Annotated in this window: 27 protein-coding genes; 21 read left to right on the forward strand and 6 right to left on the reverse strand. The window is 61.1% G+C overall.

The window, feature by feature from the left end:
- The first annotated feature begins 75 nt into the window (after positions 1–75).
- The 18 genes from AC4BBN_RS20880 (at position 76) to AC4BBN_RS20965 (ending at position 11,209) form a co-directional block, all read left to right on the forward strand.
- Positions 76–249 carry a hypothetical protein gene (locus tag AC4BBN_RS20880; protein ID WP_490593940.1) on the forward strand — a complete coding sequence of 58 codons (174 nt, stop codon included), beginning with the start codon at positions 76–78 and terminating at the stop codon, positions 247–249.
- Position 250: 1 nt separating this feature from the next.
- Positions 251–496: a hypothetical protein gene (locus AC4BBN_RS20885; RefSeq protein ID WP_490593941.1), complete on the forward strand. Its 246-nt coding sequence runs from the start codon at positions 251–253 to the stop codon at positions 494–496.
- A complete protein-coding gene (locus AC4BBN_RS20890; protein WP_490593942.1) occupies positions 493–672 on the forward strand; it encodes a hypothetical protein in 180 nt (59 codons plus the stop codon). The genes AC4BBN_RS20885 and AC4BBN_RS20890 overlap by 4 nt, the downstream gene beginning before the upstream one ends.
- On the forward strand, positions 669–1,640 hold the full coding sequence (locus AC4BBN_RS20895) for a hypothetical protein (RefSeq protein ID WP_490593943.1): 972 nt from the start codon (positions 669–671) through the stop codon (positions 1,638–1,640). The genes AC4BBN_RS20890 and AC4BBN_RS20895 overlap by 4 nt, the downstream gene beginning before the upstream one ends.
- A 10-nt stretch (positions 1,641–1,650) precedes the next feature.
- Positions 1,651–3,345 (forward strand): YqaJ viral recombinase family protein, encoded by a 1,695-nt coding sequence (locus tag AC4BBN_RS20900; protein WP_490593944.1) that lies wholly within the window; start codon positions 1,651–1,653, stop codon positions 3,343–3,345.
- Between the two features lie 5 nt (positions 3,346–3,350).
- Positions 3,351–3,623 carry a hypothetical protein gene (locus AC4BBN_RS20905; RefSeq protein WP_490593945.1) on the forward strand — a complete coding sequence of 91 codons (273 nt, stop codon included), beginning with the start codon at positions 3,351–3,353 and terminating at the stop codon, positions 3,621–3,623.
- 26 nt (positions 3,624–3,649) lie between these two features.
- Positions 3,650–3,952 carry a KTSC domain-containing protein gene (locus AC4BBN_RS20910; protein WP_490593946.1) on the forward strand — a complete coding sequence of 101 codons (303 nt, stop codon included), beginning with the start codon at positions 3,650–3,652 and terminating at the stop codon, positions 3,950–3,952.
- 76 nt (positions 3,953–4,028) lie between these two features.
- Complete coding sequence (locus AC4BBN_RS20915; protein WP_490593947.1) at positions 4,029–4,688, forward strand: hypothetical protein; 660 nt, start codon at positions 4,029–4,031, stop codon at positions 4,686–4,688.
- Complete coding sequence (locus AC4BBN_RS20920) at positions 4,685–6,613, forward strand: DNA cytosine methyltransferase (RefSeq protein ID WP_490593948.1); 1,929 nt, start codon at positions 4,685–4,687, stop codon at positions 6,611–6,613. The genes AC4BBN_RS20915 and AC4BBN_RS20920 overlap by 4 nt, the downstream gene beginning before the upstream one ends.
- Positions 6,610–6,999 (forward strand): DUF551 domain-containing protein, encoded by a 390-nt coding sequence (locus AC4BBN_RS20925; RefSeq protein WP_490593949.1) that lies wholly within the window; start codon positions 6,610–6,612, stop codon positions 6,997–6,999. The genes AC4BBN_RS20920 and AC4BBN_RS20925 overlap by 4 nt, the downstream gene beginning before the upstream one ends.
- Positions 6,996–7,376 (forward strand): hypothetical protein, encoded by a 381-nt coding sequence (locus AC4BBN_RS20930; RefSeq protein WP_490593950.1) that lies wholly within the window; start codon positions 6,996–6,998, stop codon positions 7,374–7,376. The genes AC4BBN_RS20925 and AC4BBN_RS20930 overlap by 4 nt, the downstream gene beginning before the upstream one ends.
- The gene (locus AC4BBN_RS20935) at positions 7,373–7,600 is read left to right on the forward strand and encodes a hypothetical protein (protein ID WP_490593951.1); all 228 of its coding nucleotides are present in this window, start codon (positions 7,373–7,375) and stop codon (positions 7,598–7,600) included. The genes AC4BBN_RS20930 and AC4BBN_RS20935 overlap by 4 nt, the downstream gene beginning before the upstream one ends.
- The gene (locus AC4BBN_RS20940; protein ID WP_490593952.1) at positions 7,597–8,055 is read left to right on the forward strand and encodes a hypothetical protein; all 459 of its coding nucleotides are present in this window, start codon (positions 7,597–7,599) and stop codon (positions 8,053–8,055) included. Before AC4BBN_RS20935 ends, AC4BBN_RS20940 begins: the two co-directional genes overlap by 4 nt.
- Positions 8,052–8,411, forward strand: coding sequence for a hypothetical protein (locus tag AC4BBN_RS20945; protein WP_490593953.1), 360 nt, complete (start codon positions 8,052–8,054; stop codon positions 8,409–8,411). The genes AC4BBN_RS20940 and AC4BBN_RS20945 overlap by 4 nt, the downstream gene beginning before the upstream one ends.
- The gene (locus tag AC4BBN_RS20950; RefSeq protein ID WP_490593954.1) at positions 8,408–9,283 is read left to right on the forward strand and encodes a hypothetical protein; all 876 of its coding nucleotides are present in this window, start codon (positions 8,408–8,410) and stop codon (positions 9,281–9,283) included. The genes AC4BBN_RS20945 and AC4BBN_RS20950 overlap by 4 nt, the downstream gene beginning before the upstream one ends.
- A gap of 2 nt (positions 9,284–9,285) precedes the next feature.
- The gene (locus tag AC4BBN_RS20955) at positions 9,286–9,861 is read left to right on the forward strand and encodes a hypothetical protein (RefSeq protein ID WP_490593955.1); all 576 of its coding nucleotides are present in this window, start codon (positions 9,286–9,288) and stop codon (positions 9,859–9,861) included.
- 2 nt (positions 9,862–9,863) lie between these two features.
- Positions 9,864–10,076 carry an excisionase gene (locus AC4BBN_RS20960; RefSeq protein WP_490593956.1) on the forward strand — a complete coding sequence of 71 codons (213 nt, stop codon included), beginning with the start codon at positions 9,864–9,866 and terminating at the stop codon, positions 10,074–10,076.
- A complete protein-coding gene (locus AC4BBN_RS20965; RefSeq protein ID WP_490593957.1) occupies positions 10,076–11,209 on the forward strand; it encodes a tyrosine-type recombinase/integrase in 1,134 nt (377 codons plus the stop codon). The genes AC4BBN_RS20960 and AC4BBN_RS20965 overlap by 1 nt, the downstream gene beginning before the upstream one ends.
- Before the next feature lie 143 nt (positions 11,210–11,352).
- Here AC4BBN_RS20965 and AC4BBN_RS20970 read toward each other — a convergent pair whose 3' ends face one another.
- The 4 genes from AC4BBN_RS20970 to AC4BBN_RS20985 form a co-directional block, all read right to left on the reverse strand.
- Entirely contained in the window at positions 11,353–13,779 is a 2,427-nt protein-coding gene (locus AC4BBN_RS20970; RefSeq protein WP_490593958.1) for a sensor domain-containing protein, read from the reverse strand.
- A complete protein-coding gene (locus AC4BBN_RS20975; RefSeq protein ID WP_490593959.1) occupies positions 13,776–15,089 on the reverse strand; it encodes a cyclic di-GMP phosphodiesterase in 1,314 nt (437 codons plus the stop codon). The genes AC4BBN_RS20970 and AC4BBN_RS20975 overlap by 4 nt, the downstream gene beginning before the upstream one ends.
- 246 nt (positions 15,090–15,335) lie before the next feature.
- The gene (gene lgt, locus AC4BBN_RS20980; RefSeq protein WP_490593960.1) at positions 15,336–16,148 is read right to left on the reverse strand and encodes a prolipoprotein diacylglyceryl transferase; all 813 of its coding nucleotides are present in this window, start codon (positions 16,146–16,148) and stop codon (positions 15,336–15,338) included.
- 127 nt (positions 16,149–16,275) lie between these two features.
- Positions 16,276–17,178, reverse strand: coding sequence for a LysR family transcriptional regulator (locus tag AC4BBN_RS20985; RefSeq protein WP_490593961.1), 903 nt, complete (start codon positions 17,176–17,178; stop codon positions 16,276–16,278).
- A gap of 106 nt (positions 17,179–17,284) precedes the next feature.
- Between AC4BBN_RS20985 and ilvD the strand changes: the two genes are divergently transcribed.
- Entirely contained in the window at positions 17,285–18,979 is a 1,695-nt protein-coding gene (ilvD, locus tag AC4BBN_RS20990; protein WP_490593962.1) for a dihydroxy-acid dehydratase, read from the forward strand.
- 66 nt (positions 18,980–19,045) lie between these two features.
- Here ilvD and AC4BBN_RS20995 read toward each other — a convergent pair whose 3' ends face one another.
- Positions 19,046–19,342, reverse strand: coding sequence for a TIGR04438 family Trp-rich protein (locus AC4BBN_RS20995; protein ID WP_490593963.1), 297 nt, complete (start codon positions 19,340–19,342; stop codon positions 19,046–19,048).
- Positions 19,343–19,373: 31 nt separating this feature from the next.
- Here AC4BBN_RS20995 and AC4BBN_RS21000 point away from each other — a divergent pair, with 31 nt between their 5' ends.
- A complete protein-coding gene (locus tag AC4BBN_RS21000) occupies positions 19,374–19,694 on the forward strand; it encodes a c-type cytochrome (RefSeq protein ID WP_490593964.1) in 321 nt (106 codons plus the stop codon).
- Positions 19,695–19,810: 116 nt separating this feature from the next.
- Here the strand turns inward: AC4BBN_RS21000 and acs are convergent, their stop codons facing one another.
- On the reverse strand, positions 19,811–21,808 hold the full coding sequence (gene acs / locus AC4BBN_RS21005; RefSeq protein WP_490593965.1) for an acetate--CoA ligase: 1,998 nt from the start codon (positions 21,806–21,808) through the stop codon (positions 19,811–19,813).
- A gap of 150 nt (positions 21,809–21,958) precedes the next feature.
- Here acs and AC4BBN_RS21010 point away from each other — a divergent pair, with 150 nt between their 5' ends.
- Positions 21,959–22,561, forward strand: coding sequence for a TIGR00645 family protein (locus AC4BBN_RS21010; RefSeq protein ID WP_490593966.1), 603 nt, complete (start codon positions 21,959–21,961; stop codon positions 22,559–22,561).
- Positions 22,562–22,709: the final 148 nt, after the last annotated feature.

Below are 22,709 nucleotides of genomic sequence, written 5' to 3' on the forward strand. Positions count from 1 at the left end.
GTGGATGACGGAGGCAACGCGTTCCCTCTCCCTCTAGGAACCATGAACTGCTCCGAGCCTAACGAGAGCGGGGGCATGTCGATGCGTGATTACTTTGCAGCCAAGGCTTTGCCTGCATTGCTCACTTCGACTGCAAGTTGGCGCGATCTGGGCTTGGTACCGTCCGATGGCCTGGATGAAAAAGCCCAATACGCCCGATTCGCATATCAGTTTGCCGACGCAATGCTGGCAGCACGGAAGGGAGATTGACATGCCCATCAACTTCATAGAGCTGTGGGCCGAGCAGAACCCATCCCGCCGCTGGCCTGCCGTCTTCGCCCTGCTGTTCGGGCTGATCTTGGTGGGCTGCAGCCTGGAGTCACCCGAGGACCAATACAGCGAGCCGCTGACCCGCGACGAGGTGAAGGCCTTGTGCCGCCAGGCCAAAGGTGCAGACGCCACGCTGATCGAAACCACCGAGGGCCACCTCATTTGCCGGCGGGGGAGGGCAGCGTGATCCAGCTCCACACCCGCAACGGCGGCCAGGTGATCGACACCGAAGCCGCGCCCAAGCCCAACCGTCTGCGCCCTGCCCTCTGCGGCCTGGCCTTGGCCGCCCTCCTTTTCGCCGAGTGGCAGGCCATCGACTTCCTGTTCTCCCCCCTGATTTCCAACCTTTGGAGCTACTTGTGAAAACCTCAACACCTGAAGCGACCGCGCTTGCAGTGGCCGCACCCCGCCAACAACTCGATCTGAGCCCGCAGAACTTTGATCAGGCGCTGATCTTCGCCGACTACCTGGCCGATAGCGAAATGGTGCCCAAGGACTTCAAGGGCAAGCCCGGCAACTGCCTTATCGCTATGCAGTGGGGCGCTGAGCTGGGTCTCAAGCCGCTGCAGGCCCTGCAGAATTTGGCGGTGATCAATGGCCGCCCTTCACTGTGGGGTGACGCTGTGCTGGCGCTGGTGCAAAACAGCTCGCTCTGCGAGTACGTCCGGGAGAGCGATGACGGCACCGAAGCCACTTGCCGGGTGAAGCGCCGCGGCGATGTTGAGCACGTTGTCACCTTCAGCATGACCGATGCCAAGACCGCCGGCCTGCTGGGCAAGCAAGGGCCTTGGACCCAATACCCCAAGCGCATGCGCCAGATGCGCGCCCGGGCCTTTGCCCTGCGCGACAAGTTCGCCGACGTGCTCAAGGGCATCGCCATTGCCGAAGAACAGCAGGACATTGCAGCTGCAGGTGCAGCAGTGCGCGACATGGGCATGGCCGAGGAAGTGAAGGTGGAAGCGCCCATCACCTACCCCGCCGACAAGTTCGCCACCAACCTTCCGACCTGGTTGAAGGTTATCGCCGATGGCCGAAAGACTGCCGACGAGATCATCCAGATGGCTGAGGTCAAGCACCCCCTGACAGACGAGCAAAAGACAGCAATCCGCAAGAAGCCCGCAGCGCCCACGGCAGATGCCGCCAGCACTCCGGCAACCAGCGCCCAACCGATAGCCGTCACGTATGCGGAGGTAGCCGACAAGCTGCACAAAGCCGAGACAGAAGAGCAGTTGGATGACGCCGCCGACCTGATCAACGCCATCACTGTTCCAGACCAGACAGCCGAACTGCTTGCGCTGTACGACACCCGCCGCGCCCAACTCACCACGTAAGGAAAAGACCATGAAAACCACAACCCTGATCCAAGGCAGCCCCGAATGGATAGCACACCGCCGCAGCCATTTCAATGCCAGCGATGCGCCGGCCATGATGGGCTGCAGCCCGTACAAGACCCGCACACAGTTGCTGCACGAAATGCATACCGGCATTGCCCCGGAAGTGGACCCAGTCACACAGCGCCGTTTTGATGATGGACACCGCTTTGAAGCCCTCGCCCGCCCGCTGGCCGAGGAAATCATTGGCGAAGACCTGTTCCCCGTCACTGGCACTTCTGGCAAGTTGTCGGCTAGCTTTGATGGCCTGACCATGGGCGAAGACACGGCGTTCGAGCACAAATCTTTGAACGCCGAGTTGCGCAAAGCATTCGACGCGATTGACAGCATCGCACCGGAATACCGCGACAAGCATGGCGGTGCTGAATTGCCGATGGCCTACCGCGTCCAGAACGAGCAGCAGTGCATGGTTTCAGGTGCTGGCCGAGTGCTGTTCATGGCGTCCAAGTGGGTGGGCGAAGAACTGGAGGAAGAGCGCCACTGCTGGTATTACTCCGACCCTGCATTGGCCGCAGAAATCCGCGCAGGGTGGAACCAGTTCGAGATCGACCTGGCGGCCTATGTGCCCGCCGCATCGGAAGCGCCTAAGCCCGTGGGCAAGACGATGGAATCACTGCCTGCGCTCATGGTTAGCGTGCGTGGCGAGGTCACTGACAGCAACCTGGCCGCTTACCGTGATCACGCTATGGCAGTGCTGGGCGCCATCAACCGCGAACTGAACACCGACCAGGACTTTGCCACTGCCAAGGCCACCGTCCGCTGGTGTAACGACGTAGAAAAGCGTATCGCTGCCGGAAAGGAGCACATCCTCGGACAGACTCAAACGATCGATGCCGTGTTCCGAACGATGGACGAGATCAGCGCCGAAGCCCGGCGCATTCGCTTGGACCTGGACAGTTTGGTTACTCGCCGCGAGAACGAGGTCAAGGAAAAAATGGTGCTGGACACCCGCACGGCCTACAACCAGCACATCACCGCCTTGAAAGAGGAAACCGGTGGCCCTTGGGTTCCTCTGGTAATGCCAGACTTTGCAGCCGCCATCAAGGGTAAGCGCAACCTGGCACTGATGCAGGATGCTCTGAACACAGCATTGGCGGCCGGCAAGATCGCAGCGGACACCTCGGCGCGAAGCATCCGTGCCAACCTGTCCACCATTGACGCCGCCGGCCATGCCGAGCTTTTCGCCGATCGCGCGCACCTAGTGGGCAAGGCTCCGGATGATCTGGCGCTGCTGATCAAGTCCCGCGTCGAAGCGCATGAGGCTGCCACCAAGAAAATTGCTGATGATGCCGCAGCTGAAGCGATACGAAAAGCGGCAGAGTCCGTGCCAGTGCAGGCGGCTACTGCGCAAGCAGCTACCGAAGCTGTAGCAACACCAGCACAGGCACTATCCGCCAACGTCGTACCCATGCGCGCCGCCGCGCCAGCACCGATTCCTGCCGCCAGCGCGCCGCCCACGCTCAAGCTGGGTTCCATCGCCGACCGCCTGGGCTTCGCGCTGTCGGCCGACTTCCTGCGCTCGCTGGGCTTCGAGCCAGCGGCCAAGGTTGGCGCCCATGGCGTGTACCACGAGGCATCGTTTCCGCTGATCTGCGCCGCCCTGGTGGAGCACATTGAAGCGGTCCAGTCCAAGCAAGCCGCGTAACCGCCATGCAAATCGAACACTCCCGCAGGCTCGACATTGGGCTACGCGACACGGAAATCGACACGCTGCGCGCCGTGCTGTTGCTGGCCCATACCCACCTGCGCAACTCGCCAGAGTTCCAGTTGCATGGCTGCCCGCTGAAACGGCAGGCCGGCCTCTGTGGCCCGGAGCTTGTCCGCGTGAAGGGGATGCTTCTGGATCTGGGTATGACGATTGGCGTTGACCTTCCTTTCGAAGCCAGCCCGGACCCTCAGTTTCCTCTCGCCCTCGTCCCTTGACCAGCCCAACCACCAAAGGAGCAACCATGACCAAGACATTCCCCACCCCCGCCGCCTTCAGCGACAAGCCCCGCCCACCCATCACCCTGGTGCCGGTGCAATCGAATCAGGTGGCGGCTATTGGCTACGAAGAAGCCACCAAGACCCTGGCTGTGCAGTTCACGCGCGGCGCTGGCGCCGTTTATCACTACCCGGATGTTCTGCCCGAAACGCACGCCGCGTTTATCGGTGCCGAGTCCATCGGCACCTACTTCGGCAAGCATATCAAGCCCTTGGCCTTTGAGAAGTTCGCGCCACCCAAGGAAGAAACGACTGAGGCCACGGCCTAAGCCGCTCTCAAATTAATAGCTGCTAGCGCACATAAGGCGTGCGCTGCAGCCTAGTTCCATCAAACAGAAAGCATCCATGACTTCCTTTGCCCTGCGCGAACTCACCGCCGTCCAACTCTCCCATATCAACCTGCGCCGCGAACTGCACGGCGACGATCACGTGCCCGCCATCGACATGAGCATGCGCATCGAAGGCATGAACACGATCTTGAACCTGCTGGACCCCGAGCTGCTGCCGGCCATCTACTGCAACCGCGCCGACAAATCTGGCCAGGAGGAGATCGAGGGCGTGCCCGCTGTGCTGCCCAACCTGCGCAACCCCCACCTGAACAGCAGCAAATTCAGCTGGCGCAAGAAGGAAAAGCGCAAGGGCTATTACATGCACCTGGACTTCGGCCTGGGCGACGACCGCAGCAATATTGACCTGGACCTGTGCACTGTCACCGGGTTTGCATTTGAAGCGAAGGAAGGCGGCACGGTGATCCTGTACTGGACGGTGCAGTATTCCGGCGAACTGCTCACGCAAGAAGTGCTGGGCAAGATCGCCAGCCTGACGGACGAGCAAATCCACATCACGCTGACTCCGCCCGCTGTGGCCCAGGTGGAAACGCCTACCGCCAGCAGCGACAACGATACCAATCCGCTGCCGTTCGACCTGGACCCTGACGATCTGCCGGTGGACCCGTTCAGCCCGGAAGATGCACTGGTGCGTGCGGTGGCTGGGGATGCAGCGTGAAACGTGACACCTTCACCATGCCGCTGGCCTTCCCCGGCGAGCTAATCATCGACAACTTTGCCGGCGGTGGCGGAACCAGCACCGGTCTGGAAGCCGCTTTCGGTCGCCCGGTGGACATCGCTATCAACCACAACGCCGAAGCGCTGGCGATGCATGCGGCGAACCATCCGCACACCCGGCACCTGTGCGAAAGCGTATGGGATGTGGACCCCATCGAGGTGACACAGAACCAGCCCGTGGGCCTGGTGTGGCTGTCGCCAGACTGCAAACACTTCAGCAAAGCCAAGGGCGGCAAGCCCGTGGAGAAGAAGATTCGCGGCCTGGCCTGGGTGGCACTGCGCTGGGCTGCAAAGTGCAAGCCGCGCGCCATCATCCTGGAGAACGTCGAAGAGTTCAAAACCTGGGGCCCACTGATCGTGGATGCCGACGGCTCTGCCCGGCCGGACCCCGCGAAGAAGGGCAAGACCTTCGAGAGCTTCATTCGCCAACTGAAAGCGCTGGGCTATACGGTGGACTGGGAGGAACTGCGCGCCTGTGACTACGGCACGCCCACTATACGCAAACGCTTTTTCATGGTTGCGCGCCGCGACGGCCTACCCGTCGTAGCCCGGCCGCCGGCCACGCATGGCGCACCTGGCAGCCCAGCAGTGCAGACCGGCAAGCTGCTGCCCTGGCGCACGGCGGCCGAGTGCATCGATTGGTCCATTCCGTGCCCATCAATCTTTGAGCGCAAGAAGCCGCTGGCCGACGCCACCCTACGCCGGATTGCCAAGGGGATCATGCGCTACGTGGTGGACGCCGAGCAGCCGTTCATCGTGCCGCTGACCCACCAGGGCGGCGACCGGGTGGAAGCCCTCGATGCGCCCATGAATACTGTTACCGGCGCAAACCGAGGCGAAAAGGCTCTGGTGGACGTGACGATGGCACCATTCCTGACCGAGCACGCCAACAGTTCGACCCAGCGCGTATTCGGCGCCGACGAGCCACTGCGTACCCAGTGCGCCCAGGTCAAGGGCGGTCACTTTGCCCTGGCTGCCGCCACGCTGGTACAAACCGGCTATGGAGAGCGCGAAGGCCAGGCACCCCGGGCACTGGACATCGAGAAGCCGCTGGGCACCGTGGTGGGCGGCGCGGCCAAGCATGCGCTGGTGTCCGCCTTCCTGGCGAAGCACTACACCGGCGTTGTCGGCAGCGATGTGGCCGAGCCCATGGGCACAGTAACGGCGGTGGACCACCACAGCCTAGTGTCGGACACCATCGTGGGCGTGGGCGCCCGGGCCGGCCAGAGTCGCCCGCGCGGCATCGAGGAACCGGTAGCAACCATCTGCGCGAAATACGACACCGCACTGGTGGCCGCGCACCTTGTGCACATGGGCCACGGCGAGCAGGCCAACGGCAAAGCGCGCTGGAGCCATGGCGTACGCGATATTGAGGTGCCGCTGAATACTGTGGCGGCGTCTGGTATGCCTGCGGCCATCGTCACAAGCAACCTGATCAAGCTGCGCGGTACCAGTAGCACGGCGGCGGCCGACGAGCCGCTGCACACGGTCAGCGCCGGCGGCCAGCACCATGCCGAGGTCCGCGCCTTCCTGCTGAGCTACTACGGCACCGACCAGGCGCCGGAGATTACCGACCCACTGGCAACGGTCACCAGCCGCGACCGCTTTGGCCTGGTGACTATCAAAGGCCAGGACTACCAAATTGTGGACATCGGCTTGCGCATGCTCACGCCGCGCGAACTGTTCCGGGCCCAGGGCTTTCCAGCCAGCTACATCATCGGCGATGACCCGGCCCAGGGCCTGGCGCTGACGAAGACGGCCCAGGTGCGGATGTGTGGCAACAGCGTGTGCCCACCGCTGGCTGAGGCTCTTGTCCGGGCGAACTTCGCTCACGAAGCGCAGATCTACGGGAGGGCAGCAGCATGATCCACATCACCCAAGCCCAGCACGATGCATTCACTGCGGCAGTGGCTGAGCGGGACAGGCTGCTGCCGCTGACTGCATGGCTGCCGATAGCCACCGCGCCACGTGACGGCTCCTCCATCATCCTGGGCCGGGCGCCCGAAGAAGACGGTGACCCCGGCGAGTCGGTGCAGGGCTACTGGCTGGAGGCTGAGGAAGACGGCGCCGATTACATGGGTGCGGATGCCGGCTTCACGGACGTGAATTTCCAGAGTATGTCCCCCGGCCGCTCGTTCGGCGCCGAGGACCATCGCTACCCTGGCCGCCAGCCCACGCACTGGATGCCGCTGCCAGCACCGCCAAAGGTTGTGCCGGCCAGCGACGGCGCCCAAGTTGGTGCCGCACCATGAGCGACAGCTTCTACCTGCAAGACTCCCGCAGCTTCGTGGGCAATGACGTGTTGTGGTGGGCCAAGGGCAGCAACGGCTACACCACGGACCTGAGCAAGGCCGAGGTCTACACCAAAGATGACGCCGTACGGATGCACCAGGCGCGCCGAAGCGATATCCCCTGGCCTTGCGCTTATATCGATGCACGGACGCGCCCGGCGGTGGACTTCCAGTACATCAAGCGAGCCGAGGCGCTGGAAGGCACTGGCATCGTTTTGGAGAAGAAAGAGCGGCCAAATGTCCAGCAGTACCGATGCAATGGCTGTGGCGTCTTTGTGTCGGCGGCTGACTACTACGGCGGCCAGTGTGCGCGGTGCGGAACGGACAACCGGCCATGACTACACAGCAATTCACCGCCCTGCGCCCCAAGATCCAGGCTGCCCTGGTGCACGTCAAGACCACGTACTGCGCGCCGCCGGCGTTCAAGCCTGCAGCTGACGTGGTTGAAACGATGCCCTGCCCGAAGTGCGGCAGCGCGCTCAGATTCAACGTGGCTGCGTCATCCGGCGCCAGCTCTGGCCAGTGTGTTGCCGCTTGCGGCGTGAAATGGAGTAACCAATGAAAACAGCGCATCGAAATCAAGCACGCGCCAAGCGCGACCCACGCGCCATGGAGCGAGCCTTTGGCCGAGTTGGATCATTCCAACAGAGCGAGATCACCGCCATCCTCATTCCGCCGCACGCGGCATTTGAGGCAATGAAGACTGGGCGCGCCGTGGAAGAAGACTTCCACACCCTGGCCGGGGCCGCCAATGTCTCGCTTGTCCGAAGCGAATCCATCGACCAGCAGTGTGTCGCGGTATGCCAAGCCGCGATGGATGCCCTGATGCGCATCAAGGCGCGCCATCAAACCACTCAGCGATGGGGATTGGATGGCTTGGGCCTGACAGACATCGCCGTGATGCTGCAACTTTACGACCAACTGGTGGAGAACAGCAGCCCGCAGCAGATGCGCGATGCGATGACTGAGGTGGTGCGCAGGATGAACGCTGGGCATGCTCTGGAGAGCGCAGCATGATCAAGCACAACCGCGAAGCCGAAGTGCTGGACCTCATCAAGACACACGGGCCCATCACAAGCAAAGACATCGCCTTTCGGCTAGGCATGTCTACTGCCAGTGTCAGCTTCTACACCAGCGGACTGAAAGGGAAGATCCATGTTGGAGATATGGATGAAACCCGCAGCATCAGCGGAAAGCGAATCCTGAGCAGCATGTGGGCAGCCGGTCCTGGAACGGACGTCACAAAGGCGAAGTCCAAGCGCGGGGCAACCAAAACAGCGCCACACGCCACCGTGGTGCTGGACCTGGCGCAGATGCCCTATCGCAGCGTGTTTGCCGGTGGTATCAACCCATGGGCGGGGGTGTCGGCATGACCACAATCACCCCGGCGCAGGCGCGCTACATCGCAGACCGAGCTGACGGCAAGCAAATTCCAGCGGGGCTCATGGGCGCCTCTGTGTCGGCCATATCCAGCACTACGGCCCTGCGCTCCCTCGCCGATCAAGTAGAAGCCCTAGAAGCCCAGCTTGCTGCTGCAAACCCAGACGCCCCATGGCTTTCTGATGCGCATGCTTTATGCGCAGACCAGGGCATCCCGCCTGGAAATATCTCCTGGCGTCTGGCGGTATTACGTGGCCTGCTTGCCACTCCAGTAGTGCCAGCACCTGTGGCGAGTAATCCGCAAGTTCTGGAGCTGGATTTGAAGCAGGCAACCGAGTTGCTTGAGATGTACGCGGGCGAACCTGCCGTGATCGGCCTATCGTTAGGCGACGGCCACAGCGGGCGCGGTATCTATGCGCACTACGTGGAGGTGCCAGAGGAAGGCGCTGAGTTCCTGGGCGTAGCTGATGATGAAGCCATGCCGGAAAGCATCAAGCAGACTGAGGCGGCATGTGGCCGCCCGGCCTACCCAGTCGGTGAAGTTGTCGGGCCTTGTGTCTGCGGCTCATGGCCAGGTGGTGAGTGCCTGAAATGCGAATGGGTACCAGCTACCCCACCCCAAGCCGCACCTGTGGCCCAACTGAGTGAGCCGCCGGAAGGATGGAAGCCGATTGAAACTGCTCCCAAGGACGGAACTCGGGTTCTTCTTTTTTGGGATGGTTCTGTTCGCGAGGGATGGTGCGCAGGTGCCGGACTGTCCCGAGATGGTGGGGACTGGTGGCGAAGCCACTCCCTAACCGTATGCAATGGTAGGCCAACCAAATGGCAGCACTTGCCCACCGCCCCCACGACTACAAAGGACTGACTATGAACTACCCAGAATTGCCCACGCATCCAGATCCCCACGTCATGCAGTGGACTGAGTTAGAAATAGCCACTATCAAAAAGTTCGGTGAACAGTGCTTTGAGGCTGGCCGCGCACAACGTGCAGCGCCGGTAAGCGAGGCGAAGCCGGTGGCGTGGCTGATTTATTGGGGCATAGGCGAAATGCGGCCAAGTTACCCAGCGCATACCACCAAGGAGGAAGCCGAAGAAGTCGCAAAATGCATCAAGAGCTACACGGAGGTGCGCCCACTCTACGCCACCGCGCAGTCAGTAGAGGAGCAGCATGTGAGGCTGACGGATTGGGAAATTGACGGCTGCAAGAAAGGCCCTTCCCAGGACTATAGAGAGTTTGCCCGTGCCATCGAAGCCGAAGCCCTCAAGTCACAGCAGCAGGCTATCAATGCGGCTGTGATGGCAGAGCGGTACGCCTGCGTTGACATAGCTAACGAATGGGCCGTGAAATATTCGCAAACAGGTATCGCGTCTTGCACCGCAGGCGCTGCCATCCTGCGCGCCCGCACTCAACCAGCACCCACTAGCGCACAGAAGGAGGAATAACCATGAGCACCGCAAAACCACTCGTATCCCTGACCACCTGGGCGCAGCAAACCTACCAGGAAAACGCGCCCTGCCTGAATACCCTGCGCAAGTGGGCTCGTGATGCATTGATCCAGCCCACGCCCCAGCTGCACGGCCGGGCCTATTACGTAGATCCCGACGCTCGTTACACGCCGGCGGCCAAGAAGCGCTCACTTCGTAGGTCCGCAGCGTAATGGGGCGTCCAAGATCAGCAGCTCGTCGTTCCTTCCCGGATGGCCTCTACGTCAATACCAAGGGGTACTTCTACTGGGTGGACCCGCTTGATGGCAAGTCCTACGGCCTGGGTGTGGACCGGGCTGCCGCCTTTGCAGACGCTCGGGCTGCCAATGCCAAGCGTGCAGCAGAGCAGTCGCGCAGCCTAGTGGATCGCATTTCAGCGAGCGGCGTTCCCACGCTGCGCGCCTGGTTCGATGACTGGATTGCACGCGTCGGCCTGACCCTGGCCGCAAAGACCATCAAAAACCACCAATCTGCCATGCGCGAGCTGCTGGCTACCTGTGGGCACATCCCAATGTGCGACGTCACTACCACCATGATTGCGGACGTGCTGCGCAGCTATGCGGACAGCGGACGGGTGCGAATGGCTGAGTTGATCCGGGCCACTGCGCAAGAGGTGTTCCGCGCCGCCGAGGTGCATGGGCACATTAAAGCCGGTGCCAGCCCAGTGACGGCCACCGCTACGCAGAAATCCAAGGTGGCGCGCATGCGGCTGACGCTGGAGGATTTCTTGAAGATCCATGCGGCGCAGAAAAAGCCATGGGCTAAACGTTCCATGGAGCTGGCGCTGGTGTCGGCCCAGCGTCGGGGCGACGTGGCGGCGATGCAGCGGGCCCATATCATCGACGGCCACTTGCAGGTCGATCAGCGCAAGTCTGGTGGCGAAACTATGCTGGGCATCCCACTATCCCTACGTCTTGATGCCGTTGGCTGGAACCTCAAGGATGTGATTGCGAGTTGCCGCAGCGCCGGGCTGCTCACGCCGCACTTGGTACACCATCGCACTGGCGGTGGTCACTACGATGCCGGCGCTCCAGTGGACGTGGATACTCTCAGCGAAGCGTTTGCAAAGGCCCGCGATCTGGCGGAAATTCCGGTTGAAGATGGCCGCACACCGGCTACCTTCCATGAAATCCGTAGCCTAGCTATCCGCCTCTACCAAGCCCAGTACGGCCAGGAATTCGCCCAAACGCTAGCCGGCCACAAGAATCTAAAAACGACCTTGCTCTATGCCGACCCCCGCAATTCGGAGGCCAAACGCATCATGGTCCCAGACCCCAGGGCCGAGAAAGTTTTAAACGAGTTTTGAACGAGTTTTGAATCAGGGCAACGGGCAAAATTAAAAAAGGGCCACAGCCCTTGTATTTATTGCGCTCTCAGCTACGGTTTATGTAGCATATAAATTTATCGGGTATGCTGACATTCGCAGACACCTTCTACCCCGCTGCTGCCCTATTGACTGGCCTCGGCAAATCTTCCTACCGCATCGTCGATTACGCCATCGAGATCGCCACTCGGCACCGCCGCCGAATACAAAAACCCCTGGTACTGCTCACAACGCAAGCCCTGCAGCACCTGGCGCTGGGCGATGGTTTCCACCCCCTCGGCAATGATGGTGAGCTTGAGCGCACGGCCCATCTGAATGATGGCGCTGACGATCGCCAGATCGCTCTCGTCCGACGGCAAGCCACGGATGAATGAGCGGTCGATCTTGAGCTTGTGGATGGGAAACTTCTTTAGATACGCCAGGCTGGAATAGCCAGTGCCGAAATCGTCAATCGACAGCACCACGCCCAGCGCGGCCAATGCCTGCAGGCGCGCAAAAGCTTCCTCAGCATCCTGCACCAAAATGGACTCGGTGAGCTCCAGATCCAGTAGCCGGGGGTCCAACCCAAATTGGTGCAAAACACCGGCAACTTTCTCTACAAAATCGGCTTGCTGGAACTGCAAGGCCGAGACATTCACCGATACGGTGCGCGCCGTTCCCGCGCGTTGCCAGGCAGCAGCCTGGCGCACGGCCTCGGTCAACACCCAGGCGCCAATAGTGATGATGTAACCCGACTCTTCGGCAATCGGTATGAAATGGGCCGGCGACACCTGACCCAGTTCGGGGTCGAACCAGCGTATCAACGCCTCCACACCCAGCACCTCGCCGTCGTCCAGATTCACCTGGGGCTGGTAATACAGTTGCAGGTGGCCGGCATCCAGCGCCAGACGCAGGCGGTGTTCCATCTTCATGCGCGACAGCAAAGCCACATTCATTTGCGGCTGGTAGAAGCGGAAATGGCCGCGCCCGCGCTCCTTGGCGCGGTTCATGGCGGTGTCTGCCGCCTTGATCATGTCGTCCAGGTTCTGCCCGTCGGCGGGGTACATCGACACACCAATACTGCAGCCCACAGAGAAGTCCATATCGTCCATGTGGAAGGGCTCGGTCATGCTTTCCAGCACCCGCTCGGCCACCATCTTGGCACCTTCCGCATCGGCCTGGTGCACGTACATCACGAACTCGTCGCCTCCCAGGCGACACAGCGTATCCACCTGGCGCAGGCAAGCTGCCATACGGCGCCCGACCTCGATCAACACCCGGTCGCCAAACAAATGGCCCAGGGAATCATTGATGTTCTTGAAGCGGTCCAGATCCAAAATGAGGATGGCGAATTCGCCACCATCACGCTCAGCCAGGCGCAACGCAAAGTCCACGCGCTGCGACAGCATCAGACGGTTTGGCAAGCCGGTCAACACATCCGTGTAGGCTAGCTGCTCGATACGCTGGTGGTTGGCCTTCTTTTCGGTCAGGTCCTTGAAGAAACCTATGCTCTGCACGATCTGCCCCTGGGCGTCGCGCACGGCAATCCACGCCAGATGGACGGTACAGACGCTGTCATCACCCCGGGTATGCAGGGCCTCGCCATCCCAGTGGCCGTCACGCTGCCAGCCACCCTGGATACGAGAGAACAAGGCAGCACCGCTGGTGTCCTGGAACAGGTCCGGGATATACCGGCCCAGCAGCTGCGATTCCAGGCAACGGCTCAGGCGCATGCATACGGGGTTGATGGCCACAACATGGTGCTGCGCATCGGCGATGAAAATTGCGTCCAGGCTGGCCTCGAAGACCTTGCCCGCCAGCTGCAGCTTGGCCTCGGACTCCACCCGTTCGGTGATATCGCGAAACGAATACACCCGCCCTATGGCACGGCCCTGGCTCATTTGCGGCCGGGTCACGCGCTCCAGCACACGGCCGTTGCGCAGCAAAACGATGTCCGTCCCCTGGTAGAGCGGTGTCGCAATAATGTGCTCCATGCGCCGCCGGTATACCGCAGCGTTGTGCACAACCTCTGACATATGCGCGTACAAGGCTTGGCTATTGCGCTCATGCAAAAGCTCGGGCGGCGCACCCCATAGCTCCGAAAAGCGCTGGTTGCACACCGTAACCACGCCATTCAGATTACAGGCCAATATGCCGTCGACAGTGGACTCCAGTGTGGCCTGCATTTCAGCCAGCACCAGCTCCAGTTGGCCTTCGACCAGGCGTAGCGGGCCCAGATCGCGTAGCCCCACCACATAGACCGATTTGCCATCTGGCAGCAAGACCGGGCTGACAGAGCGCTCCACCGATCGGCTGCTGCCGTCGCCGCAGCGCAGAGTGGTTTCCGAGCGTATGCGCTGGGAGCCCCCCTGCTCGACTTCACTCCAGAAAAAAACATCTTCCAGCGCCGCCAGGAACACCGTGACCTGCTGGCCCACCACCTGTTGCCGCAGCATGCCCAGCAGGTCCAGCGCGGCGACGTTAACCTCCATCACAGAGAAATTTACTCCCGACACGATCCAAACGGCTTCTGGCAAGCCTTCGATCAACGTCCCCAACACGGAAGCCGTCATGCGACGCTACCTGGCCTCTCGTGAATAGGCATCTGCTCGAAGTAATACGCTACTCGCTGACGCGGAGACAGGTAATCCTGCACCACGCGCGGCAGCTGCGACGGCTTCAGGCTGCGGCGAATGCCCATCTCGGGTGCATGCTCCAGATTGACGATCAGCGCCTCTTCGCGAGGCACGTTGGCATCAAACACAATTACGCTGGGCTTTAGAGGCCGGCTGGAATTGACCGACACCACCATGGCATAACCGTCGTTGACCAGCTGCACCACCGAACCCGGCGGGTACACGCCCATCATGCGTACAAATGCGCCCAGCGTAACCGCATCGAAACGCGACTTCATCTGGGCAAAAATCAGGGACAAGGCCTCATGCGGCGTCAGCGCATTTACCAGCCGGGGCGGGTTGCACAGATTGTCATAGCGGTTGACCAGGGCCAGTATCTTGCCCATGTCCGACATGTTTGCGCCCACCAGGCCCGATGGAAAACCGCTACCGTCGGCCAGCTCATGGTGCTGCGACATGGCGCGTAAAACATCTTCCGATGCACCCATGCGCCTCGCCAGCACCAGGCTCAGGTCCACGTGCTCTTGGTAGGCCTGCAACTCCGACGCGGAAAAACCCGGATCTGCGGAACGCAGCCGATCGGGCATCTGGATCTTGCCCAGGTCATGCAACAGCCCGGCCATGCCCAGGTCGGCCAGTGCAGCAGCCGGCAGCCCCAGGGCTTTGCCCAGCAGCATCGAAATCACCATCACATTCACGGGGTGCACGGCGCTGCGTTCCCCCATGGCTTCGGACAGTAGGCGAATGGCCGACTCCCCTTCGGCCAGCAGGTCCTGCACGCAACGCCCGACCAGCGCACGGCTTTCGTCATGCAGCTGCTCTGGCCGCAGGGCGGCCTGGTCCGTCAAACGCCGGTATTGTTGTGTGGCCTCGCCAAAACGCCGCTCGCACAGCGCCAGACTGCGCCGCTGCGCCTCCAGGCGCTCACGGCGCAGATCGCGTGCGCTGTCTTGCCCGCCAGCGGGCGCGGGCGCTACAGGCTCATCATCCGGGCTGGGGTGCGTTGACACATCAGACACAGGCTCATGCTGAGGCCCATCCGGCACCGCGGAAATCTCATCGCTTTGGTCGGGGAAATAGCGGACGCGACTCAGGCCCAAGGAAAGAATCGTCTTGATCTGGTCGTCCGAAGTGATCTTGAAACTGCCCTTGGGAAAGGGGTGGTCCATCCAGCCTAGCTCCAGCTGGATAAACAAGCCATGGCGCAGCTGCGCTACATCAATCCATTTAGCGACGCGTTCTCCCATGGTCTTATGTGTATAAAGCTATAAGTGGCATGATTTCATTATGCCGTCTTGGGGTGACATTTTGTTACCAGGTGTGAAATAGTTACTTGAAACCCACAGCCCAAAGGCGTCTTTCCTATCGGCGGCAGATTTGCGTAAACCAATACGAGAGAACCCTAGAAACTGCATACAACTTTTCAAGAACTCTAACGCATGCTACCGATTAAATAGCAAAAGATGTAACAAAAATAAGCGGTAAAGACAGTCTTAATCCGTCTTACGCTGGCGCCCCAGCCACCACCATGCGGCTGCACCGCCCAAGATCATCGGCACGCACAACCACTGGCCCATGCTCATACCTAAAGACAGCAAGCCCAGGAAGGCATCCGGCTCGCGGAAGAACTCGGCAATGAAACGGAACACCCCGTAGCCAAACAAGAAGGCGGCCGCCACCTGGCCCTGCGCACGCTCCTTGCGCGCATACAACCACAGAAGAATGAACAGCAGCAGCCCCTCCATCAGGAACTGGTAGACCTGCGAGGGGTGGCGTGGCAATGGGCCACCGTCGCGGAACACCATACCCCAGGGCAGATCGGATGAACTCAGCCGCCCCCACAGCTCGCCATTGATGAAATTGCCCACCCGGCCCGCCGCCAGGCCCGTCGGCACACAAGGCGCCACAAAATCAGCCACCTGCCAGAAGGGCCGTTTACGCGAATAAGCAAACCAGACCATGGACGCAATCACGCCCAACAGACCGCCATGGAAAGACATGCCGCCTTGCCAGACGTACAAAATCTCCAGCGGGTGGCTCAGGTAAAAGTCAGGCTTGTAAAACAGGCAGTAGCCAATGCGCCCGCCCAGCACCACGCCCATCACCCCAAGAAACAGAATGTCCTCTACGTCCTTGCTGGCCCAGGCGCCTGGACCTTGGATGTTGACAAACGGCGGATGCCGCAAGCGGCGCGTGCCCAGAAACATGAACAAGGCAAACGCGGCCAGATAGGTCAGGCCATACCAATGGACAGCCAGGGGCCCGAGTTGCAGGGCGATGGGGTTGATTTGGGGGTGGATCAGCATAGCGGCTATTTTGCATGCAGCGATGTTGCCGGCCGGTAAAGCCAGGAGCCCGGTTTGAAATTACATGGAAAATATGCCTCTGGTGCAGATAACAATTGCGCAAGCAGCTATCAAAGATATAGCTGCCCTAAACAGCACCCTGCCCCACAAACTCCACAAACCGCTCAAGCGACGGGCCGGCCCCCTGCTCCACCCAGACCAGACTGGTTTCGCAGCCCGGCACACCAGCCGCATCGGCCAGCGCCCGGTACACCACCCCCGGCCGCTGGAACTGGGTCACGCTCTGCGGCACCCAGGCCAGGCCCAGGCCGGCGGACACCAGGTTCACGATGGTCTGCATCTGGATGGCCTCTTGCGCCACCTCGGGCAGGCGCCCGGCCGCGTGGTACACGCCAAAGATCGAGTCATATAAGGACGGCACGATGCGGCGCGGGAAGATCACCAGCGGTTGGTCCAGCACATCGACCAATGCCAGGCGGGGTTGGGCAGCCAGGGCATGCTGTTCGGGCAGGGCCAGCACCAGCGCCTCGCGGCTGACCACCTGCCGCGCCAGGCCGGGCGGCACAAAGCCGGGCGCGTGCAGCATGAAACCCGCATCCAGCTCGCCGCGCGCAAACGCTTCCAGCTGCACGTCGCCCGTGGCTTCGACCAGCTCCATCTGCACCTTGGGGTACAGCGCCCGAAAACCGCGCACCCATTGCGGCAGCAAGGCAAAGCCCACCGTGGACACAAAAGCCAGCCGCAAGCGCCCCAGCTCGCCCGCCGCCGCCGCCCGCGCATGCTCTGGCAGGGCCTGGGCCCGCGCCAACAGGTCCAGCACCTCGGGTAACAAAGCACGGCCAGTCGCGGTGAGCTGCACGCTGCGCTTGGTGCGGTCAAACAAGCGTACCGCCAGCCGCTTCTCCAACTGCGCAATGGCCTGGGTCAACGGCGGCTGGGTCATGAACAGGCGCTGCGCAGCCCGGCCAAAGTGCAGCTCTTCGGCCAGCACGACGAACTGGTTCCACAGCCGTAGTTCAATCGCATTCATATGTTCAGCATATTAATAGGCATCTAAAAATAGATTGGACCCTAGTTTTGCGTCGTAGCATACTCAGCGCTGCAAAAAACACCTCCCCACGCTGAAAAGAGACACCATGGAAACCAAACCAATCCAGATCAACCGCCGCTCGGCCAACATCACCGAAGGCAAGTCGCGCGCGCCCAACCGCTCCATGTACTACGCCATGGGCTACGAAGAAGGTGACTTCAAGAAACCCATGGTGGGCGTCGCCAATGGCCACAGCACCATCACTCCTTGCAACTCTGGCCTGCAAAAACTGGCCGATGCCGCCATCGCCGGCATCGAAGAAGCCGGTGGTAACGCGCAAGTCTTCGGCACCCCGACCATTTCCGATGGCATGGCCATGGGCACGGAAGGCATGAAGTACTCGCTGGTCAGCCGCGAAGTCATCAGCGACTGCATCGAAACCTGCGTGGGCGGCCAGTGGATGGACGGAGTGGTGGTGGTCGGTGGTTGCGACAAGAACATGCCCGGCGGCCTGATGGGCATGCTGCGCGCCAATGTGCCCGCCATCTATGTGTACGGCGGCACTATCCTGCCAGGCCGCTACAAGGGCCAGGACCTGAACATCGTCAGCGTATTCGAAGCCGTGGGCCAGAACGCCGCTGGCAATATGAGCGACGAAGACCTGCTGGAGATCGAAAAGCGCGCCATCCCCGGCACCGGCTCCTGCGGTGGCATGTACACGGCGAACACCATGTCCAGCGCCTTCGAGGCCCTGGGCATCTCCCTGCCCTACTCGTCCACCATGGCCAACCCGCACGACGAGAAGATGAACTCGGCCAAGGAATCGGCCAAAGTATTGATCGAAGCCATCAAGAAGGACCTGAAGCCACGCGACATCGTGACCAAAAAGGCCATCGAAAACGCCGTGGCCGTGATCATGGCCACCGGCGGCTCGACCAATGCGGTGCTGCATTTCCTGGCCATCGCGCACGCGGCTGGCGTCGAATGGAGCATCGACGACTTTGAGCGCATGCGCAAGAAAGTGCCCGTCATCTGTGACCTGAAGCCCAGCGGCAAGTATCTGGCGGTAGACCTGCACCAGGCTGGCGGCATTCCGCAAGTGATGAAGGTCTTGCTGAAGGCTGGCCTGTTGCACGGCGACTGCATCACCATCAGCGGCCAGACCATCGCCGAAGTGCTGAAAGATGTGCCCGACGCGCCGCGTGCTGACCAGGACGTGATCCGCCCGATCGACAAGCCCATGTACGCAGAAGGCCACCTGGCCATCCTCAAGGGCAATCTGTCGCCCGAAGGTGCCGTGGCCAAGATCACCGGCCTGAAGAACCCGGTCATCACCGGCCCGGCGCGCGTGTTCGACGACGAGCAATCCGCACTGGCGGCCATCCTGGCCGGCAAGATCGTGGCGGGCGACGTGATGGTGTTGCGCTATCTGGGCCCCAAGGGCGGCCCGGGCATGCCCGAAATGCTGGCCCCCACGGGTGCACTGATTGGTGCCGGCCTGGGTGAAAGCGTCGGCCTGATCACCGACGGCCGCTTCTCCGGCGGCACCTGGGGCATGGTGGTCGGCCATGTCGCACCGGAAGCGGCGGCAGGCGGCACCATCGCCTTTGTGCAGGAAGGTGACTCCATCACCATCGATGCGCACAAGCTGGTCCTGGAGCTGAACGTGCCCGAGGCCGAAATCGCCAAGCGCCGCGAAGGCTGGACGCCGCCGGCGCCGCGCTACACCCGTGGCGTACAGGCCAAGTTCGCCTTCAATGCCTCCAGCGCCAGCAAGGGCGCGGTGCTGGACGCGTATTAATCGCTTGGCGCCATAAAAAAGCCCAAGGCCGCGAGGCCTTGGGCTTTTTTACTTACGCGAGCAGATTCAGCGAGGCCGCTTAGGCGGCAGGCCCATGGCGTCACGCTGCTTTTCGATACGCGCCTGTTTGCGCTTGTCTTCACGCTGCATGACCTTGCGCTTGGTACGACCGCTGGAGTCTGACCATGTCCACCACAAAGCGGCCAGGGCAAACGGCGCCAACACAATCCACCAGCTCCAACCCGCCACCGGGGCCACCTCCAGGTACTTCATGGCCAAGGCCACTACCCCAATGAACAAGAACCACATCTTCGCCTCCTGGTACAGACCTGCGCCGCAATCCACGTCGCCTACAATTTTCACCAATCACTTTACTCCAAGCCCACTCTCGAAAATGCAACGCACTCTGCTAAGTTTGATGCTGGCCTGCAGCGTGGCCAGCCCCGCCCTGGCAGACTTGGCGCTGGCAACATCCCAGAACTGCCTGGGCTGCCACTCCGTCGATAGAAAAAAGGTAGGGCCAGCGTTCAAAGACATCGCCGCCAAATACCAGGCCGACAAGACCGCCGCCGACCGCCTAGCCAACACCATCCGCAAAGGCAGCGTTTGCAAATCCGGCGTCTGCAACTGGGGCCCCCTGCCCATGCCGGCGAACGAGCGCGTCAGTGAGACCGATGCCAAAAAGCTGGCGGCCTGGGTGCTGACGCTGAAATAGGGAAAGAGCCCAGCCATAAAAAAAGCCCGCAGCATGTGCGCGGGCTTTTAAGCATTTTAGGCCTCTGGCGCAGATATTACCTGCGCCAGCAGCTACACAAAATATAGCAAAACCAATTAATAGGTTTGCCCCAGCTGACCCAGGATCGCCGGGTTCTCCAGCGTCGATGTGTCTTGCGTGACGGTTTCACCCTTGGCCAGATTGCGCAGCAGACGGCGCATGATTTTGCCGCTGCGTGTCTTGGGCAGGTTGTCACCGAAGCGGATGTCCTTGGGCTTGGCGATGGGGCCAATTTCCTTGCCAACCCAGGCACGCAACTCGTTGGCAATTTTCTTGGCTTCGTCGCCCGTCGGGCAACCCCGCTTGAGCACCACAAAGGCGCAGATGGCCTCGCCTGTCAGGTCATCCGGGCGGCCCACCACGGCAGCTTCGGCCACCAGAGCGGTGTGCGACACCAGGGCCGACTCGATCTCCATCGTGCCCATGCGGTGACCGGACACGTTCAGCACGTCATCGATACGGCCGGTGATGCGGAAGTAGCCTCGGTCTGCGCTGCGCACCGCGCCGTCTCCGGCAAGGTAGATCTTGCCGCCCATTTCCTCGGGGAAATAGCTCTTCTTGTAGCGCTCGGGGTCGTTCCAGATGGTGCGGATCATGCTGGGCCAGGGGCGCTTGACCACCAGCAGGCCACCCGTACCGTTGGGAATGTCATTGCCCACCTCGTCCACGATGGCGGCCATGATGCCGGGCAAAGGCAAGGTGCAGCTACCGGGCACCAAAGGCGTGGCGCCGGGCATGGGCGACATCATGTGGCCGCCGGTTTCGGTCTGCCAGAAGGTGTCCACAATCGGGCAGCGCTCGTGGCCCACGTTCTTGTAATACCACATCCAGGCCTCGGGGTTGATGGGCTCGCCCACCGAGCCGAGGATGCGCAGACTGTCCAGATTGAAGCGGTCCGGGTGCACAGCGGGATCGGATTCAGCCGCCTTGATCAGCGAGCGGATGGCCGTGGGCGCGGTGTAGAAGATGCTGCACTTGTGGCGCTCAATCATCTGCCAGAAGCGGCCTGCGTTTGGATAAGTGGGAATGCCTTCAAAGATGATCTGCGTAGCACCTGCCGCCAGGGGGCCGTAGGCCACATAAGTGTGGCCGGTGATCCAGCCGATATCGGCGGTGCACCAGAACACGTCATCAGAACGCAGGTCGAAGGTCCAGTCCATGGTCAGCTTGGCCCACAGCAGATAGCCGCCGGTGCTGTGCTGCACACCCTTAGGTTTGCCGGTGGAGCCAGAGGTGTAGAGGATGAACAGAGGGTGTTCTGCACCCACCGCCACGGGTGGGCAATCGCTGCTCTGGCCGGCAATCGCCTGGGCAAAGGTCTTGTCGCGCCCAGCCACCATATTGCAGGCCGTGGGGGTGCGCTCGTACACCAGGATAGATTTCACCGACTCGCAACCACCCTGTGCCAGGCCCTCGTCCACGATGGCCTTGAGCGGTAGCTCCTTGCCGCCACGCATCTGGTAGTTGGCCGTAATGACCGCCACGGCGCCCGCGTCGATGATGCGTTCATTCAAGGCCTTGGCCGAAAAGCCGCCAAACACCACGCTGTGGGTCGCGCCAATACGGGCGCAGGCTTGCATGGCGATCACGCCCTCCAGCGTCATCGGCATGTAGATCAGCACCCGATCGCCCTTTTGAACGCCTTCGGCCTTCAGGGCATTCGCAAACTGGCTGACGCGCTCCAGCAGCTCCTTGTAGCTGGTGTGCGTCACCTTGCCGTCATCCGCCTCAAAAATCACCGCAGTCTTGTTTTCGGTGGGCGTACCCATGTGTTTGTCCAGGCAATTGGCAGAGGCGTTCAATTCGCCATCGGCAAACCACTGGTAGAACGGCGCATTGGACTCGTCCAGCGTCTGGCTGAATGGCTTGGTCCAGCGCAGGTTTTCACGCGCCAAGCGGCTCCAAAAACCTTCGAAATCCTGCTCGGCTTCGGCGCATAAAGCGTTGTAGCCGGCCATGCCGGAAATACGGGCCGACTGCACCATGGCGTCGCTGGGGGGGAATACACGGTTCTCGATCAACACGGACTCGATCGCAGAGCTGGAACTGGTCATGGGTTTGTCTCCTCAGGGTGTAGTTGGTATGTACTGGGCAGTAATGTGAATCTCGGCTCTTACACGCCGCTGACATGCAAAGCAGGCAATGATTGCCAGTATCCCCAATCCTACAATCCAGCCGTAAAGTTACCAACCCGCTACGCACATATGTCCGAACGCACTCCATCCCCAAAAACTCCGCTAGGCCCACTGCCCAACTTTATTTTTGCCAGCCGCTGGTTGCAACTGCCGCTTTACTTGGGCCTGATTGCCGCGCAAGCGGTGTATGTGGTGCATTTTTTGATGGAGCTATTGCACCTGATACAAGCCACTTTGGGCGACCAGGACGCGCTGCAGATCCTGATTACCAGCGTGGGCTACAAGAACACGACCATTCCGACTGCGTTGAATGAAACCATCATCATGCTGGTCGTGCTGGCGCTCATCGATGTCGTGATGATCTCCAACTTGCTGATCATGGTCATTGTGGGTGGCTATGAAACCTTTGTGAGCCGCATGAACCTGGACGGTCACCCCGACCAGCCTGAATGGCTTAGCCACGTAAACGCATCTGTGCTGAAGGTCAAACTGGCAACCGCGATCATCGGCATTTCATCGATACATCTGCTGCGCACTTTTATCAACGCAGCAAATTACGAGGTAAAAGTGCTGATGTGGCAGACCATCATCCACGCCGTATTTCTACTCAGTGCGCTGGCCATCGCCTATACCGACAAGCTGCTGACAACCACCCACAACGCGCGGCATTAGCAGGCTGCTGAAATACTGCCCACCTTGCCCCCCGCCTGGCACGCATGCTGCTGAGCTGAACGCATCGCCACCGAGCCGAACCACTTTGCACCATGCGCGGTCCCGACACCTTCACCGAGAGCCTGTTCAGCGTCAAGAAGCTTGACGA

Source organism: Rhodoferax sp. SPJ21, assembly GCF_058216335.1.